A 16,530-nucleotide genomic window follows, 5' to 3' on the forward strand; every position below is an offset into this window, starting at 1 on the left:
ATATACACATTATGAAGATAAGAGGAAAAAAATTTATATCTTTAGGACTAGCTACTATGATAACTATGAGCACATGCAGTGTATTTGCTAATACTGCAAATGGTTTTAAAGATGTTCCTAGTAATCACTGGGCAAAACAATATATAGATAGTGTTAGTAAAGAAGGATTATTTACAGGATACGAGAACAACATATTTAAACCAGAAGAAAGTATATCAAGATCGCAAGTAATTATACTTTTAACTAGATTAGTTAAACCGGATCAAGGCGAAGTAAATCAGGCTAAGATTAAATATGAAAGTGCGCTAACTAAAGCATTTGTGCCAGAATGGGCTAAAGCGGAAATAGCTTCTGCACTTTCAAGAGGAATTATACAAGAAAGTGAACTAAGTACACTTTTCAATAAAGATGGATCTCAGCCAAAGGCTATTAGATCAGAAGTGTGTAAATACCTTACAAGAGTTTTAGGACTGGAAAACGAGGCTAAAAGTAAGACAACCTTTAATCTACCTTTCAAAGATTCAGAGAAGATAAAAAAAGACGATATGCCGTACATAAGCATAATGTCAGAAAAGAAAATTATAAATGGAGATTCTAACGGTAATTTTAATCCTAATAATAGTCTAACTAGATCAGAAATGGCAAAAGTTCTTTCTGTAGCGAACGATTATAGAAAAGGAAATACTACAACGCCAGGAGTAACTACACAGGTAAAAGGAACTATATATAGCATTATAAACAATGCTACGAATAGTAATGAGATGTACTTAACTATAAGAGATACTAACTATAATCTAGTAGGGTACACTATAAACACCAATACTAAATTTTATATAGATAATAAAACTACAAGCATAAATGATTTTGCAAAAGACATGGAAGTAACTCTTGAAGTTACACAAGATAAAAAGGTAGTTAGTATGAAGACTGATAGTATAACTGAGGATTATGAGGGCACAGTTTATGGTGTAAGTACATCAGATAATACTATGACTGTAGAATATAAAATAAGTAAAAATAGTGATAAAACTGAGAGAAAAACATTTAAAGTAGATTCAAATGCAAAGATAAAAATAGATGGTAAAACGGGATATCTAAAAAATATAAGCAAAGGTGACTCAGTGGAAATAACAGTAGTGAATACTAAGATAACTGACATCGATGTAGACAGTAAGAACAAAGAAATAGAAGGTGTTATAAAGGAAATAGAATACAAAAAGGAAACTATTTTAACAATAAAGGGTGATGATAAGGAGACTTATAAATACCCGGTAAAAAATAAAGCTACTATAAAAAGAAATAGGAAAACAGCAAGTATAGATGATTTAAGAAGAGGCGACGAGGTAGAAATAACAGTTGAAGATGATGAAATAACAGAAATATATGCTGAATCTGTAGATAAAGATGATAAAGGAACTATAACAGGAATGAAGTATACATCTAGTGGTGTACAGATAACTATATCTAATAATGATGATGATGAAAGTAGTTATTATATTTCTAAAGGAGCAAGAGTATCTATAGATGGTGAAAGAAAAAGCACATCAGACATTAAATTAGGACAATATGTAGAACTAGAAATAGAAGGGGAAGAGGTAGTATCTGTTAAAGCTAGTGAAGTAAGTGTTAATGATAGCGTTACAGGTATTATAGAATATATTAATAAAAATGCTGAAGTAGTTACTGTTCTATCTATAGATAGCGGTAATAAGAAAGAAGTACAAGTTTCACTGTATGATGCGAATATAATAGATAGCAAAGGAAATACAGTGAGATTTAGTAGCTTAAAAGAAGGAGACACTGTGACTGTAGTGGGTAACCACGATGGAAGAATATTAAATGCTGCCACAGCTATAGTACTATCTTATAAAAAATAGAATATATATTAGTAAAGCAGGTATTATATAAATTTATATAATACCTGCTTTTTTATTGCTTTTAAGTGATAACTATTTATTTCCCATGACTCCTACAAAAATTTAAAAAATTATCAAAAATAAGAGGAATAATTTCCCGAATAGAGAATAAGTATTAGTGTAGGGGAAAAAAGTTACTTGGGGAAGTAACCAAAACAGTAGGCAAAGGGGGGTAATCCTATGAAAAGTAGGGTTATATGTGTAGATGATCAAATGGGGATAAGAATGCTACTGAAAGAAATCTTAAAAGAAGACTACAACGTAAAAACTGTGGGGACAGGCAAAGAAGCGATACAAGCATTTAAGGATTTTAGACCAGATGTGGTAATGTTAGATATGTGTTTAGAAGACATGAAGGGGACAGAAGTTCTAAATCACATAAGAGAAGTAGATAGTAGTACTAAAGTAGTTATGATTACTGGATATACAGAAGACGACATGTTGAGTGAAATTAAGTCATTTGAACCAGAATATATACTGCATAAGCCATTTGATATATTATCTATGAAGAAAAAGTTGAGGAATATAGTAGAAAGATGTAATTATAGCACATTTTATAATTAATAATGACACTATCAGACTTACCCTAGACCGTAAGCCTGATAGTGTTATTTTTTATTATGGGAAGGAATTATATCATTTATGAAGAATACTTTAGTTATAAGGGGAGGTGCCAGAGGAAGTGATAATCGATAGTAATATTAAAGTCGCTGTAACATGTCATAAATGCGGTAGGATAAATGTTGAACAATTAAATTTATTTAATTTGAATAGAGATGAAAAAGTAAAACTATCATGTTCATGTGGCTCCTTAAATGCTATAATAAATTCTAGGAATTTAAAAAATATATACTTAAGAATAAATTGTGTTGACTGTGGCGAAGAACATTTTTATAAATATAAAGTTAAAAATTTTATCAAGGGAACAGAAATACTTTGTATGGAAAATGGCATGGGGATAGCTATTATAGGAAACACTAAGGATATAAGCAGATATATAAAAGATGCTGAAAAGAATACATTAGAAGCGTTGAATGACGAAAAATTTCAGTATTTCTTCACGGATCACTATATAATGAAACAAAGTCTTGAAAGATTACAGTGGTTAAGAGAAAATGGAAGGGTAAACTGTGATTGCGGAAATGAGGATATCATTATAGAGGTATACTTTGATAGAATAGAATTAAGATGCACTAGATGCCATAGCACAAAGGTAATTTATGCTGAAAGTCAAGAAGACTTAAATAATTTTTATTGTAAAAATAAAATCAATATGCATAAGTATGAATTTGAATTTATAGATGCTATAAAAAATTCCGACAACAATAAATAGATGAAAAAACACAAGGAGTGATAGAATGTTAGTAACAGGTAAAGAATTATTATTAGATGCTGAAAAAAATGGATATGCAGTAGGTGCTTTTAACGTAAATAATATGGAGATAGTGCAAGCCATAATAGAAGCAGCTGAGGAAACTAAGTCACCAGTTATATTACAAGCTAGTCAAGGTGGATTAAAATATGCAGGAGTAGAATACATAGCTGCACTTGGACAATTAGCTGCAAAAAATGCAAGTGTTCCAGTGGCTATTCACTTAGATCATGGTACAGATTTTACACAAATAATGAAGTGTATAAGATATGGATTTACTTCAGTTATGATAGATGGATCTAAATATGTACTAGAAGAAAACATAGCTATAACTAAAAAAGTTATAGAAGTAGCAAGAGCTGTAGGAGTTTCAGTTGAGGCAGAGCTTGGTAAAATTGGTGGAACAGAAGACGATATAACTGTAGATGAGAAAGACGCTCTATATACAAATCCAGAAGAAGCACAAAGGTTTGTAGAAGAAACAGATGTAGACTTCTTAGCAATAGCTATAGGAACAGCACATGGACCATATAAAGGAGAACCAAAGTTAGATTTTGATAGACTTAAAGATATAAGAGAAAGAATAAGTACACCAATAGTACTTCATGGTTCATCAGGAGTACCATATGAAAGTCTTAAAAAGGCTATAAGTTTAGGTGTAAGTAAAATAAATATAGATACAGACGTTAGAATGGCATTTGCTAAGGGAGTAAGCGAACTTATATCTAAAAATCCTAACGAATATGACCCAAGAAAAATACTAGGGCCTGCTAAAGAAGAAATGAAAAAAGCTGTAATGGAAAAAATGGAAGTATTCGGATCAGTAAATAGAGCATAATTGGGAAATTATTTCTAATGGTTTTATAAAATTATAATAATTAGTTATTTCTGAGTAATAATATACTCGCGGGAGTTGAATTTCCTGAGAGGAAAGCTAAAGGGGGATTATAATGAAACTATTTATAGATACTGCTAATATAGAAGAAATAAAAGAGATAAATGACTGGGGAGTAATAAACGGGGTAACCACAAATCCATCCTTAATAGTAAAAGAAGGAAGAGACTTTGTAGAAGTTATAAAAGAAATAACATCTATAGTTGATGGGCCTATAAGTGCAGAAGTAATAAGTCTTAAGTCAGAAGAGATGGTACAAGAAGCTCTGGAACTTTCAAAAATCCACAAAAACGTGGTTATAAAAGTTCCGATGACGGATGAGGGATTAAAAGCTGTAAAGGTATTATCAAGTAAAAGTATAAAGACTAATGTTACATTAGTGTTTTCGGCTAACCAAGCTCTTTTAGCAGCTAAAGCTGGAGCAAGCTATGTAAGTCCATTCGTAGGAAGAATGGATGACATAGGAAATGAAGGAATTAATATAATAGAGGATATAATAACAATATTTGATATACATGGATTAGAAACAGAAGTAATATCGGCAAGTATAAGACACCCTATGCATGTTTTGGACTCAGCAAAAGCAGGTGCACATATATCTACAATACCATATAAAGTATTTAAGGATATGCTAAAACATCCAATGACTGACATAGGGATAGAAAAATTCTTAAAAGACTGGGAAGGTGCTAAGTAACTTAAAAGTTTACCTTTCAGATATCTTTTTAAGAAGAGATACTTAAGTCTTGAATATTTTAAATATTATTATTAACTAAAGACATAAAGAAGAAAGGAATGCTTAAATAGTATGGATAGAAATTTAGCTTTAAATATGGTCAGAGTAACTGAGGCAGCTGCATTAGCTTCTGCAAAGTATTTAGGAAGAGGAGATAAAATTGCAGCAGATCAAGCAGCAGTAGACGGAATGAGAAAAATGTTTGATACATTAAACATAGATGGAACAGTAGTAATAGGTGAAGGTGAAATGGATGAGGCTCCTATGCTTTATATAGGAGAGCAGATAGGAAAAGGTAGTGAGAATGGAATAAAAGTAGATATAGCAGTAGATCCTGTAGATGGAACTACTGCAGTTGCAAAAGGACTTTCAAATGCTATAGCAGTAGTGGCGATAGCACCTAAGGGATGCTTACTTCACGCACCAGATATGTATATGGATAAAATAGCAGTAGGACCAAAGGCAAAAGGATGTATAGATATAAATGCACCAGTAGAAGAAAATTTAAAAGCAGTTTCAAAAGCTCTTAAAAAGGATATATCAGAACTTACTGTAACTATATTAGATAGAGAAAGACATCAAGAAACTATAGATAGGATAAGAAAAGCAGGAGCAAGAATAAAGCTTTTTAATGATGGTGACGTGGCTACAGCTATAGCTACGTGTTTTGATGATTCAGGAGTAGATATTATGCTAGGAATAGGAGGAGCACCAGAAGGAGTTATAGCAGCAGCAGCACTTAAATGCATGGGCGGGGAGTTCCAAGGTAAATTAGTACCATATAATGATGAAGAACGTCAAAGATGCAAAGACATGGGAATTAGCGATGTTAATGAAGTATTAACTATGGAAGACTTAGTAAAAGGAAATGAAGTATTCTTTGCAGCAACTGGAATATCGGATGGAGACTTACTAAAAGGTGTAGTATACTTTGAGAACAATAAAGCTAAGACTCATTCTATGGTTACAAGAGCTGAGACTGGTACAGTTAGATTTGTAGAAGCGGTTCACAGATTAGATCAAAAACCTGAATACGCATATTAATATAACTAATCGGGGTAGTAAAATATTACTGCCCCTTACATATTCTATATACGTTGACTATAATAATTCTAAGTGGTAATATAAAATATAGTTATAGAAAAGTCCTGTCCTGACATGCTAATCTTATATAATTCCACAAAATTCGGAGGTGCAAACTCGATTGAATCGAAACGAACTAAGTAGTAAAAAATTAGATGACTTAAGAGAGATAGCTAAATCTATTGGTATAAAAAGCCATACTAAATATAGAAAAAGTGAATTAATAGATTTAATTTTAATGAATAAAGATAAAGAAGAAATTCAAAGTGAAGAAGAGAAAGAAGTAAAGGTAGAGGATGAAATTACATACAAAATTCCTCAAAAATTAACAGAAGAAATGGAATGTTCAGATGATATAAACACAGCAGAGGGAATACTAGAACTTATAGAAGGTGGTTATGGGTTCTTAAGGTGTGAAAATTATTTATCTGGAAGTGAAGATATATATGTATCTCCGTCTCAAATAAGAAGATTTAACTTAAGAACAGGAGACAAAATATTCGGAATAACTAGACCACCTAAAGCTGGAGAAAAATATAAAGCACTACTGTATGTAAAAAAGGTAAACGGAGAAGATCCAGAAACTGCAACCAGAAGACCTGATTTTGACACTCTTACCCCAATATATCCAGAAGAAAGAATAACTTTAGAGACTAATAAAGAAAACCTATCTATGAGAGTAATAGACCTTATAGCTCCATTAGGAAAGGGACAAAGAGGTATGATAGTAGCACCTCCTAAAGCTGGAAAGACTATACTTCTAAAAAATATAGCTAATAGTATAGCTGAAAATCATCCTGATATTGAAATAATATTTCTTTTAATAGATGAAAGACCAGAGGAAGTAACAGATATGCAAAGATCTGTGAAAGGTGATGTGGTATATTCAACTTTTGATGAGCTTCCAAGACACCATGCGAAAGTTGCGGAAATAGTTTTAGAAAGAGCTAAAAGACTAGTGGAGCATGGTAAAGATGTAGTAATTCTTTTAGATAGTATAACTAGATTAGCAAGAGCTTATAACTTAACTATACCACCTACTGGAAGAACGCTTTCAGGGGGACTAGATCCAGGGGCATTACATAAGCCTAAGAGATTTTTTGGTGCAGCTAGAAATATAGAAAATGGTGGAAGTCTTACTATACTTGCTACTGCCCTTATAGAAACTGGAAGTAGGATGGATGATGTTATATTTGAAGAGTTTAAAGGGACAGGAAATATGGAAATACATCTAGATAGAAAACTTTCAGAGAAAAGAATATTCCCTGCTATAGATATCCATAAATCAGGAACTAGAAAAGAAGATCTACTTCTAAATAAAGATGAGTTGGAAGTAACATGGTCTATAAGAAGGGCTCTTTCAAATTCACCAGTAGCAGAAGTAACAGAAAATGTGATCGATAAACTTTATAAAACACGAAATAATATGGAATTTATAGACATTCTATCCAAAATGAATGAAGAGTAAAATAAATTATATATATTCTTGAATTTAGGAAATTCATATGATATACTAAATTAGTTGAAAACTAAATCAAAATTAAATATATAGTTTTATACACTTAAAGAGAGAGGTGAATGTTGTGAAACAAGGAATACATCCAGATTACAAAAAAGCTAAAGTTAGCTGTGCATGTGGAAGTACATTTGAATCAGGTTCAGTAAAAGAAGAAATTAAAGTTGAAGTTTGCTCAGAATGCCACCCATTCTTCACAGGACGTCAAAAATTTGTTGACGCTGGTGGACGTGTAGAGAAATTCAATAAAAAATATGGTGTTAAATAGGCTAGATGCTTTAAGCTTCTAGTCTTTTTTTAATAGTTCGGAGGTGAAATCTTGTCAAGTATAAAGGACTTAGATAGAAAACCCAAACATATAACTAAAATAGGTGGTCAGGCTCTTATAGAAGGAGTTATGATGAGAGGACCTAAAGATATAGGAATAGCAGTTAGAAAGCCAGATGGAGAAATAGAATTAAAAGTAGATCCAATAGAAAATTTAACCACTAGAAATAAATTCTTTAAGCTTCCAATTATAAGAGGTGTGGTAGGTCTTATAGAAGCAATGGTTTTAGGTACTAAATCACTTATGTATTCAGCGGAATTTTTTGAGGATACAGGTGAAAGTGAACCTACTAAGTTTGACAAATTTATAGAAAAAGTATTTAAAGATAAAGCAGAAGACATATCTATATATATCACAGTTTTTGTATCTATATTAATATCTATAGGACTTTTCATGTTAGCACCTACATTTGTAACAAATTTTCTTAAAAATAAAGTACAAACACCTATATTGCTAAATCTTCTAGAAGGATTGATAAGAGTAGCAATATTCTTAATATATGTATTATCTGTATCTAGATTAGAAGATGTTAAAAGAGTATTTGAGTATCATGGGGCAGAGCATAAAACTATACATTGTTATGAAAATGAAGAAGAACTTACAGTAGAAAATGTAATGAAGTATCCAATCCTTCATCCAAGATGTGGAACTAGCTTCCTGTTTACAGTAATGATAATAAGCATATTAGTTTTCTCATTTTTTGGATGGCCAAGTCCGCTTCAAAGATTTATATCAAGAATAGTGCTATTACCAGTAATAGCAGGTATATCTTATGAAATAAATAGAATTATAGGTAAAAGCAATGGGAAATTCGCCTATATCGTTTCTTATCCAGGACTTCTAATTCAAAAATTCGCCACAACAAAAGAACCAGATGCTTCTCAGATTGAAGTAGCTATAGCAGCACTCAAAGGAGTATTAGTAGAAGATAAGGAAGCGGACAAATGGTAGAATATACTATAAATACACTTTTAAAAAAAGGAATAGAAAATTTAGGGGAAGGGGATTATTTAAATCCTCTTCTTGATTCACAAATACTTTTAGGATTTGTACTAGATGTTGAAAGAATGTATCTTTATACTCATAAAGATGATATTGTAGATAATAAAGATATGGAAAGATTTCTTGAATTAATAGAAAAAAGAAAAAAAAGATATCCTCTTCAGTATATTATAGGAAAGCAGGAATTTATGGGATTAGACTTCTTCGTAAAAGAAGGGGTTCTAGTACCTAGAGCAGATACAGAAATTTTGGTAGAAAGTATAATAGATATAGTGAAAAATGGGTATTTTAAAGATAAAGAAAACTTGAATATAGTAGATATAGGTACTGGAAGTGGAGCTATAACATTAAGTTTAGCTCACTACATAAAGAATTCTTTTGTTTATTCTGTAGATATTAGTGATATACCTATAGAAGTAGCAACGAAAAATAGTATAAATCTTTCACTAAATAATAGAGTGAAATTTTTGAAAGGAAACTTACTGGAACCTTTACAAAAAGAAGAGTTAAAAAATAGAGTTGATATATTAGTATCTAATCCACCATATATCCCATCAAATGTTATAGATGATCTTCAAACAGAAGTTTCAGATTATGAGCCTAGGCTGGCACTAGATGGTGGAGAGGATGGATTAGACTTCTATAGAGATATAATAAAAAGTTCTGATATATATTTATCATCAAAGGGTATGATAGCATTTGAGATAGGATATGACCAAGGAGAAGCAGTAAAAAATCTATTGAAAAAAAATGGTAAATTTGAAGATATAAAAATAATTAAAGACTTATCAGGATTAGATAGAGTTGTATTAGGGTTTCACGATGAACAAAGTTAGACTACTTTAGATTTGCACTAAGTCTAAGATAAGTAAAACCTTTAGTTTTAAAGCAGGGAGTTGTAAATATGAATTTATTTAAGCTTTTTATAGCTTTTTTTAAGATAGGATTTTTCACTATTGGTGGGGGATATGCAATGCTTCCTCTTATACAAAGAGAGGTTGTAGATGAAAATGGTTGGCTTACGACAGATGAATTTCTAGATGCAATTGCCATATCACAAACTTCACCAGGTGCAGTAGCGATAAATATATCTATATTTATTGGATATAAGTTAAATGGATTTCTAGGAGCAATAGTATGTACACTTGGAACAGTTCTCCCATCTCTTATATCTATCTTAGCTATAGCTATGTTTTTTTATAAATTCAAAGATATAGAGGTAATAAAAAAAATATTTTTAGGTATAAGACCAGCAGTAGTGGCAATGATTGCATCAGCTGTATACTTTTTAGGTAAATCATTAAAATTAAAAAAAGAAACAACTATAATGGCTATAGTAAGCTTTATTATAATAGTCTTTTTAGATGTGAATCCTGTAATTGTAATACTAATAGGAGGAACATTTTCTGCATTTTACTATAAGTATAAAGATGCTGGAGAAGATAAAGAAGGTGAAGGGGAATGATTTTTAAATTATTTTGGGCTTTTTTCAAAGTAGGAATGTTTAGCTTTGGTGGAGGATATGCAATGCTTCCATTCATGCAGAAAGAAGTTATAGAAGTACATAATTGGTTAACTCCTCATGATTTTTTAGATATTCTAGCAATAGCTCAGATAACACCAGGTCCAGTGTCTATAAATACAGCTACGTTTGTAGGATATCAGCTAAAAGGGGTTTTAGGATCTATAGTAGCTACAACTGCAGTAGTTATGCCTTCGTTTATCATAGTACTACTTATATCTCTATTCTTTGAAAAGTTTAAAAAGTCTAAAACTGTAGAAAGAATATTCAAGGGGTTAAGACCCATAATACTTGGACTTATAGCATCGGCAGCAGTAGATATAGGAAAAGGAGTATTTATTGACTTTAAAAGTGTACTTATAGCTATTTTGATATTTTACTTGATGGCATTTAGGAAAGTAAATACAATATTAATTATTGTTTTATCTGGTGTATTAGGTGTTTTACTTTATTAAATAAATATGCTAAAATATATGGTTGAATGAATTCAAAAAGAAACTGTAAATGAGATTGAAAAATTTTCATATAATTATATGAGAGGTGAAAAATTTGTTAGACAAATTGGAATTTATAGAAAAAAGATATCAAGAACTAAATGAAAAGATAGCTGATCCAGAAATCATTAGCAATATTTCAGAGTGGCAAAAATACGTTAAAGAACATTCAGATATAGAAGATGTAGTACTAAAATACAAAGAATATAAAGCTTGTTTAGAACAATTAGAAGAAAATAAAGAAATGTTAAAAGATAAACTAGATGAAGACTTTAGAGAGTTAGTGAAATTAGAAGTAGATGAACTAGAAGAAAAAATAGAGGTAATATCTGAAGAATTAAAAGTATTACTAATACCAAAGGATCCTAATGATGACAAAAACGTTATAGTAGAAATTCGTGCAGGTGCTGGTGGAGATGAAGGTGGTATCTTTGCAGGAGACTTACTTAGAATGTATACTAGATACGCAGAAAGACAAGGTTGGAAAACTGAAATGATGAGCTTACACGATCAAGGTGTAGGAGGAGTTAAAGAAGCATCTTTCCTAATAAAAGGTAAGGGAGCATATAGTAGACTTAAATATGAAAGTGGAGTACACAGAGTACAAAGAGTTCCAGCAACAGAATCAAGTGGTAGAATTCATACTTCAACAGCTACTGTAGCAGTACTTCCAGAAGCAGATGACGTAGATATAGTAATAAACCAAAATGATGTAAGGGTAGATGTTTTCCGTTCATCTGGTAATGGTGGGCAAAGTGTTAATACTACTGACTCGGCAGTTAGACTTACACACACACCTACAGGTATAGTTGTATCTTGTCAAGATGAGAAATCGCAGCTAAAAAATAAAGAAAAAGCATTTAAAATTCTTAAGGCTAGACTTTATGATAAAATGATAGAGGAGCAAAATGCTGAAATAGCTCAAGAAAGAAAGTCTCAAGTTGGTACTGGAGATAGAAGTGCAAAAATAAGAACTTATAACTTCCCACAAGGAAGAATAACAGACCATAGAGTCAACTTAACAGTATATAAGCTAGACGCATTTTTAGATGGTGATATAAACGAAATGTTAGACTCATTGATAACTACAGCACAAGCAGAAAAACTACAACAAGTGGAGTAATTATATTACTCCACTTATAAACATTCCTAATAAAAATCCTACACCTATTCCAATTGTGGAAAATCTTCCTTTATATAGACCTTTAGCATTTGGAATAAGCTCACCACAAGTTATGTAAAGCATAGCACCACCAGCAAATGCTAAGCAAAGAGCTATAAGATTACTAGAGATGTTACCTAAAATAGCACCTAAAAGAGCACCAATTCCAGTAGGAATACCTGTAAGAATACTTAGTAGAAATATTCTTAGATCAGACATACCACCAATTTTTAAAGGAATGGCTACAGCCATACCCTCTGGTAGATCATGTAGGGCTATAATAATAGCCATAGTTAAGCCGAACTTAGGGTTAACTATGAAACTAGAACCTATAGCTAAACCTTCTGGAAAGTTGTGTAGTCCTATACCTATACCTAAAAGTATACCAGCCCTGGTAAATTTATTTTTGCTTTTATTAAAAGAATTAGAGTTGCCTTCATGCATAAGATTTTCAACAAGGAACATTATCAGCATACCAAGGGATACTCCAAATATTTCAATCCATAGTCCTCCAATTTCAAAAGACTCAGGTAAAAGATCGAAAGTTACTACAGCTAACATAACTCCACTAGTTATACCTAACACAAGACCCATGACTCTATCACTAGGTCGTATAAACTTAACTGCTAAGATAGCACCTAGTCCAGCTCCTAAAACACCAACTAGGCATCCAATTAGTGAAATAACTAAAGTATCATTCAAGAACATCACCACCTTAGTAAAAGATATGAATATAGTAGAGAAAATATTATTTAAAAAATGGATTACTATATAGAATATGTGGTATAATAACGTTAAATTAAGTTGGAGAGGTGATATGCATGGAAAATGAAATATTAAGAATATTAAAAGACATGCAAAAGGATTTATCTAGGTTGAAAGAAGATATATCCAGTATTAAAGCCACTCAAGAAGAACACACTCAATTATTAAGAATCTTAGAACACAAAACGGATGTTGTAAAAGCAGAACAAGATAAAACTAACGTGAATTTAGCTCATATTGAAGGAGAAATTGGGGGAATTAGGTCTGATATATCAAAAGTAGAAATTATAACAGCAAAGAATTGGTCGGATATAGCAACATTAAAATTAACTAAATAGAACTTAACTTCTTTTAAGGGGATAGCCCCTTATTTTTTTGTGAAAAATACTAATTAATAAATTAGGAAGGGAAAAATATGAAAAAAGTCTACAAAACTAATAAAGATAAAAAATATAAATACTGAAAGAGAAAAGATGAAAGAAGCTTCTCAGGTAATAAAAGAAGGTGGCCTAGTTGCATTTCCTACAGAAACAGTATATGGGTTAGGAGCAAATGCATTAGATGAAAATGCAGTATCAAAAATATTTAAGGCAAAGGGCAGACCAAGTGATAATCCACTTATAGTTCATATATGTGATGTAAATCAATTAGATGATTTAGTAGAAGAAATACCTGAGAGAGCAAAAATCTTAATGGAAAAGTTTTGGCCTGGATCTTTAACACTTTTATTTAAAAAAAGTCAATTAGTACCACTAAAGACTTCTGGTGGTCTAGATACAGTAGCTATAAGAATGCCAGATAATAAAATAGCATTAGAACTAATAAAACAGTCCAACTTACCAATAGCAGCACCAAGTGCAAATACATCTGGAAAACCAAGTCCTACAAATCCATCACATGTTATGGAAGATTTAGAAGGAAAGATAGATGTATTAGTAGATGGAGGAAATACAGGAGTAGGACTAGAATCAACAGTTCTAGACATATCTACAGAAATACCAGTGATACTAAGACCAGGTGGTATTACGTTGGAAGATTTACTTTTGATTTTTCCAAAAGTAGAATATGATCCAGCACTAGAAAACAATAATCAGGATATCACTCCAAGATCACCAGGACAAAAATATAGACATTATTCACCAAAAGCAATGATGAAAATATTTAGTGGAAATTCAGAAAATGTATATAATGAGATACAAAAATTAAGTAATGAATATGTAAAAGAAGGTTATAAAGTAGGCATAATGATTACTAGTGAAAGCAAAGACAGATACAGCTGTGAAAATACTATAGTAATGGGTGACAAAAAAAATCCACAAACAATAGCTACAAATCTATTCCATATACTTAGACAATTTGATAAACTAAATGTAGACATAATAATAGCAGAAGGTGTAGAAGAAAGTGGAATAGGAAAAGCTATTATGAACAGAATGAAAAAAGCAGCTGGTGGAGATATAACTTACGTATAATATATAGTGTAGGTTTTGAAAGATAGGGAGGTATTTTTTTGAAGGTTCTATTTGTATGTACAGGGAACACTTGTCGTAGTAGTATGGCTGAAGGACTATTTAAAGATATGCTTAAAAGTTTGGGAAAAGATAATGAAATATCTGTATCGTCAGCAGGAATATATGCTATGAATAATCAAAGTGCATCTGAGAACGCTATAATAGCTATGAAGAATAAATTAGTAGATATTTCAAATCATAGATCTAAACAAATAACTATGGAAATGATAGAAGAGTCTGATATAATACTTACGATGACTAATGGACATAAGCAAGCTATATTACAAGCAAGTCCTGGTATAAATAGTAAAGTATTTACACTCAAGGAATTTGTAGGACTAGATGGAGATATAGCAGATCCATTTGGAGGATCGATAGAAATATACGAAGAGAGCTTAAAAGATATAAAAATAGCTTTACAAAGACTAACTCAAAAGTTAATAGAGGAGGAGCGCTAATGAAAATAGGATTAGGTAGCGATCATGGTGGTTATCAGTTAAAAGAAAAGATAAAAAAACACTTAGAAGAAAAAGGCATAGAATGCATAGACTATGGAACTAACTCAGAAGATTCTGTAGACTATCCGGAGTTTGGAAGAAAAGTAGGAGAAGCGGTTGTAAGTGGAGAGTGTGATAAAGGTATAGTTTGCTGCGGGACAGGTATAGGAATATCTATAGCAGCTAACAAAGTAAAAGGAGTAAGATGTGCTTTATGTGGCGATACATTCTCAGCTAAGATGACTAGAGAGCATAATGATTCAAACGTACTAGCCCTTGGACAAAGAGTGACAGGGGAAGGACTAGCATTAGAAATAGTTGATACATGGATAAAAACAGACTTTGAAGGTGGCAGACATCAAACAAGAATAGAGAAAATTAGTGATATAGAAAAAGACTATATGAAGTAAAAATTACAACAAAAAACTATATATAAAATTTTTGAAATTGAAAGATACATAAAGTTCAATTTTAAAAATTTTATATACTTGAGAGGAGATTTTTATATGGAAAAACTCATAGTTATGGATCATCCATTAATAAAACACAAAATAACTTATATTAAAGACAAAAGTACAGGAGCAAAAGAATTTAGAGAGCTTATAAAAGAAGTAGCAATGCTAATGGCCTACGAAGTTACTAGAGAGCTACCTCTTAAAAAAGTAGAAATAGAAACTCCACTTACAACTACAGAGTCAGAAGTTATATCAGGTAAAAAATTAGGAATAATACCTATATTAAGAGCTGGACTTGGAATGGTAGATGGTATGCTAAACTTAATACCAACAGCTAAGGTAGGACATATTGGATTATATAGAGATCCAGAAACATTAGAGCCAGTAGAGTACTACTGCAAATTACCAACAGATGTAGAAGAAAGAGAGCTTATAGTTATAGATCCTATGCTTGCTACTGGCGGATCAGCTAAGGCTGCTATTACATTCCTGAAAAATAGAGGAGCTAAAAATATAAAATTAGTAAGTATACTAGGATGCCCAGAGGGAGTAGCTACAATTCATAAAGAGCATCCAGATGTAGATATATACTTAGGATGTTTAGATGAAAAATTAAATGATCATGGGTATATACTTCCGGGACTTGGAGATGCAGGAGATAGACTATTCGGAACAAAGTAAAAAGTAAAAGGCACTGTCAATATATTAAGTTTAATATTGACAGTGCCTTTTTAATTATTTTGTTTCTTGAAAATGACAACTAAAATAAACTATAATAGAATTAAAAGAGATTGTTGGAGACTATTTTATAGGAGGCTAATATGAGACCTACATGGGATGAATACTTTATGGAAATAGCCAATGTGGCCAAAAAGAGATCAACATGCTCAAGAAGACAAGTAGGAGCAGTAATAGTAAAAGAAAAAAGAATATTATCAACAGGATATAATGGAGTTCCTACGGGAATTAAACATTGTGATGAGGTAGGATGTTTAAGGGATAAACTAAAAATACCATCAGGAGAAAGACATGAACTTTGTAGAGGATTACATGCTGAACAAAATGCAATCGTAAATGCAGCAAATTTTGGAGTTAGCCTAAAAGGTTCTATTCTTTATTCCACTACGCAGCCATGCATACTATGTACTAAAATGATAATAAATGCAGGTATAGAAAAGGTAGTTTATGAGAATGGATATCCAGACGGACTGTCTTTAGAAATGCTGAAGGAAGCAGGGATAGAACTACTACAGATATAAATATGTAATAAAATTTT

Annotated in this window: 20 protein-coding genes; 19 read left to right on the forward strand and 1 reads right to left on the reverse strand. The window is 31.6% G+C overall.

Going from position 1 to position 16,530, the window contains the following annotated elements; translation table 11 throughout:
• The first annotated feature begins 11 nt into the window (after positions 1-11).
• From CURI_RS00870 to prfA, 13 genes are all read left to right on the forward strand, one after another.
• Positions 12-1,877 (forward strand): S-layer homology domain-containing protein, encoded by a 1,866-nt coding sequence (locus CURI_RS00870; protein WP_014966392.1) that lies wholly within the window; start codon positions 12-14, stop codon positions 1,875-1,877.
• Between the two features lie 219 nt (positions 1,878-2,096).
• The gene (locus tag CURI_RS00875) at positions 2,097-2,480 is read left to right on the forward strand and encodes a response regulator (protein WP_014966393.1); all 384 of its coding nucleotides are present in this window, start codon (positions 2,097-2,099) and stop codon (positions 2,478-2,480) included.
• Between the two features lie 118 nt (positions 2,481-2,598).
• On the forward strand, positions 2,599-3,249 hold the full coding sequence (locus CURI_RS00880; RefSeq protein ID WP_041701330.1) for a hypothetical protein: 651 nt from the start codon (positions 2,599-2,601) through the stop codon (positions 3,247-3,249).
• A 25-nt stretch (positions 3,250-3,274) separates the two neighbouring features.
• The gene (locus CURI_RS00885; protein ID WP_014966395.1) at positions 3,275-4,126 is read left to right on the forward strand and encodes a class II fructose-1,6-bisphosphate aldolase; all 852 of its coding nucleotides are present in this window, start codon (positions 3,275-3,277) and stop codon (positions 4,124-4,126) included.
• A 112-nt stretch (positions 4,127-4,238) separates the two neighbouring features.
• Complete coding sequence (gene fsa / locus CURI_RS00890; RefSeq protein ID WP_014966396.1) at positions 4,239-4,880, forward strand: fructose-6-phosphate aldolase; 642 nt, start codon at positions 4,239-4,241, stop codon at positions 4,878-4,880.
• 111 nt (positions 4,881-4,991) lie between these two features.
• On the forward strand, positions 4,992-5,963 hold the full coding sequence (glpX, locus tag CURI_RS00895) for a class II fructose-bisphosphatase (protein ID WP_014966397.1): 972 nt from the start codon (positions 4,992-4,994) through the stop codon (positions 5,961-5,963).
• 160 nt (positions 5,964-6,123) lie between these two features.
• The gene (gene rho, locus CURI_RS00900; RefSeq protein ID WP_014966398.1) at positions 6,124-7,470 is read left to right on the forward strand and encodes a transcription termination factor Rho; all 1,347 of its coding nucleotides are present in this window, start codon (positions 6,124-6,126) and stop codon (positions 7,468-7,470) included.
• A gap of 115 nt (positions 7,471-7,585) precedes the next feature.
• Positions 7,586-7,786 carry a 50S ribosomal protein L31 gene (rpmE, locus tag CURI_RS00905; RefSeq protein WP_041701332.1) on the forward strand — a complete coding sequence of 67 codons (201 nt, stop codon included), beginning with the start codon at positions 7,586-7,588 and terminating at the stop codon, positions 7,784-7,786.
• Between the two features lie 51 nt (positions 7,787-7,837).
• A complete protein-coding gene (locus tag CURI_RS15985) occupies positions 7,838-8,797 on the forward strand; it encodes a DUF1385 domain-containing protein (RefSeq protein ID WP_014966400.1) in 960 nt (319 codons plus the stop codon).
• Complete coding sequence (gene prmC, locus CURI_RS15990) at positions 8,791-9,684, forward strand: peptide chain release factor N(5)-glutamine methyltransferase (protein ID WP_014966401.1); 894 nt, start codon at positions 8,791-8,793, stop codon at positions 9,682-9,684. Before CURI_RS15985 ends, prmC begins: the two co-directional genes overlap by 7 nt.
• A 68-nt stretch (positions 9,685-9,752) precedes the next feature.
• Complete coding sequence (locus tag CURI_RS00920) at positions 9,753-10,313, forward strand: chromate transporter (protein ID WP_014966402.1); 561 nt, start codon at positions 9,753-9,755, stop codon at positions 10,311-10,313.
• On the forward strand, positions 10,310-10,825 hold the full coding sequence (locus tag CURI_RS00925) for a chromate transporter (RefSeq protein ID WP_014966403.1): 516 nt from the start codon (positions 10,310-10,312) through the stop codon (positions 10,823-10,825). Before CURI_RS00920 ends, CURI_RS00925 begins: the two co-directional genes overlap by 4 nt.
• A 94-nt stretch (positions 10,826-10,919) precedes the next feature.
• On the forward strand, positions 10,920-11,987 hold the full coding sequence (gene prfA, locus CURI_RS00930) for a peptide chain release factor 1 (protein WP_014966404.1): 1,068 nt from the start codon (positions 10,920-10,922) through the stop codon (positions 11,985-11,987).
• Here the strand turns inward: prfA and CURI_RS00935 are convergent, their stop codons facing one another.
• On the reverse strand, positions 11,988-12,734 hold the full coding sequence (locus tag CURI_RS00935) for a ZIP family metal transporter (protein ID WP_014966405.1): 747 nt from the start codon (positions 12,732-12,734) through the stop codon (positions 11,988-11,990). It abuts the gene before it with no gap.
• Between the two features lie 113 nt (positions 12,735-12,847).
• Here CURI_RS00935 and CURI_RS00940 point away from each other — a divergent pair, with 113 nt between their 5' ends.
• From CURI_RS00940 to CURI_RS00965, 6 genes are all read left to right on the forward strand, one after another.
• Complete coding sequence (locus CURI_RS00940; protein ID WP_014966406.1) at positions 12,848-13,129, forward strand: hypothetical protein; 282 nt, start codon at positions 12,848-12,850, stop codon at positions 13,127-13,129.
• A 114-nt stretch (positions 13,130-13,243) separates the two neighbouring features.
• Entirely contained in the window at positions 13,244-14,263 is a 1,020-nt protein-coding gene (locus tag CURI_RS00945; protein WP_228370468.1) for an L-threonylcarbamoyladenylate synthase, read from the forward strand.
• 38 nt (positions 14,264-14,301) lie between these two features.
• On the forward strand, positions 14,302-14,760 hold the full coding sequence (locus CURI_RS00950) for a low molecular weight protein arginine phosphatase (protein WP_041701335.1): 459 nt from the start codon (positions 14,302-14,304) through the stop codon (positions 14,758-14,760).
• The gene (gene rpiB / locus CURI_RS00955; RefSeq protein WP_014966409.1) at positions 14,760-15,209 is read left to right on the forward strand and encodes a ribose 5-phosphate isomerase B; all 450 of its coding nucleotides are present in this window, start codon (positions 14,760-14,762) and stop codon (positions 15,207-15,209) included. Before CURI_RS00950 ends, rpiB begins: the two co-directional genes overlap by 1 nt.
• 96 nt (positions 15,210-15,305) lie before the next feature.
• Positions 15,306-15,935 (forward strand): uracil phosphoribosyltransferase, encoded by a 630-nt coding sequence (gene upp, locus CURI_RS00960; RefSeq protein WP_041701337.1) that lies wholly within the window; start codon positions 15,306-15,308, stop codon positions 15,933-15,935.
• Positions 15,936-16,075: 140 nt separating this feature from the next.
• The gene (locus tag CURI_RS00965; RefSeq protein WP_014966411.1) at positions 16,076-16,513 is read left to right on the forward strand and encodes a deoxycytidylate deaminase; all 438 of its coding nucleotides are present in this window, start codon (positions 16,076-16,078) and stop codon (positions 16,511-16,513) included.
• The last annotated feature ends 17 nt before the right edge of the window (positions 16,514-16,530 follow it).

This window comes from Gottschalkia acidurici 9a, assembly GCF_000299355.1.
Taxonomy (GTDB): Bacteria; Bacillota; Clostridia; order Tissierellales; family Gottschalkiaceae; genus Gottschalkia; species Gottschalkia acidurici.

Excerpts from the sequence above, each read along its gene's own strand:
- CURI_RS00870 (WP_014966392.1), top strand. The coding sequence starts at position 12 with ATGAAGATAAGAGGAAAAAAATTTATATCTTTAGGACTAGCTACTATG.
- CURI_RS00875 (WP_014966393.1), top strand. The coding sequence starts at position 2,097 with ATGAAAAGTAGGGTTATATGTGTAGATGATCAAATGGGGATAAGAATG.
- CURI_RS00885 (WP_014966395.1), top strand. The coding sequence starts at position 3,275 with ATGTTAGTAACAGGTAAAGAATTATTATTAGATGCTGAAAAAAATGGA.
- fsa (WP_014966396.1), top strand. The coding sequence starts at position 4,239 with ATGAAACTATTTATAGATACTGCTAATATAGAAGAAATAAAAGAGATA.
- glpX (WP_014966397.1), top strand. The coding sequence starts at position 4,992 with ATGGATAGAAATTTAGCTTTAAATATGGTCAGAGTAACTGAGGCAGCT.
- prmC (WP_014966401.1), top strand. The coding sequence starts at position 8,791 with ATGGTAGAATATACTATAAATACACTTTTAAAAAAAGGAATAGAAAAT.
- CURI_RS00920 (WP_014966402.1), top strand. The coding sequence starts at position 9,753 with ATGAATTTATTTAAGCTTTTTATAGCTTTTTTTAAGATAGGATTTTTC.
- CURI_RS00925 (WP_014966403.1), top strand. The coding sequence starts at position 10,310 with ATGATTTTTAAATTATTTTGGGCTTTTTTCAAAGTAGGAATGTTTAGC.
- CURI_RS00935 (WP_014966405.1), bottom strand. The coding sequence starts at position 12,734 with ATGTTCTTGAATGATACTTTAGTTATTTCACTAATTGGATGCCTAGTT.
- CURI_RS00940 (WP_014966406.1), top strand. The coding sequence starts at position 12,848 with ATGGAAAATGAAATATTAAGAATATTAAAAGACATGCAAAAGGATTTA.
- rpiB (WP_014966409.1), top strand. The coding sequence starts at position 14,760 with ATGAAAATAGGATTAGGTAGCGATCATGGTGGTTATCAGTTAAAAGAA.
- upp (WP_041701337.1), top strand. The coding sequence starts at position 15,306 with ATGGAAAAACTCATAGTTATGGATCATCCATTAATAAAACACAAAATA.
- CURI_RS00965 (WP_014966411.1), top strand. The coding sequence starts at position 16,076 with ATGAGACCTACATGGGATGAATACTTTATGGAAATAGCCAATGTGGCC.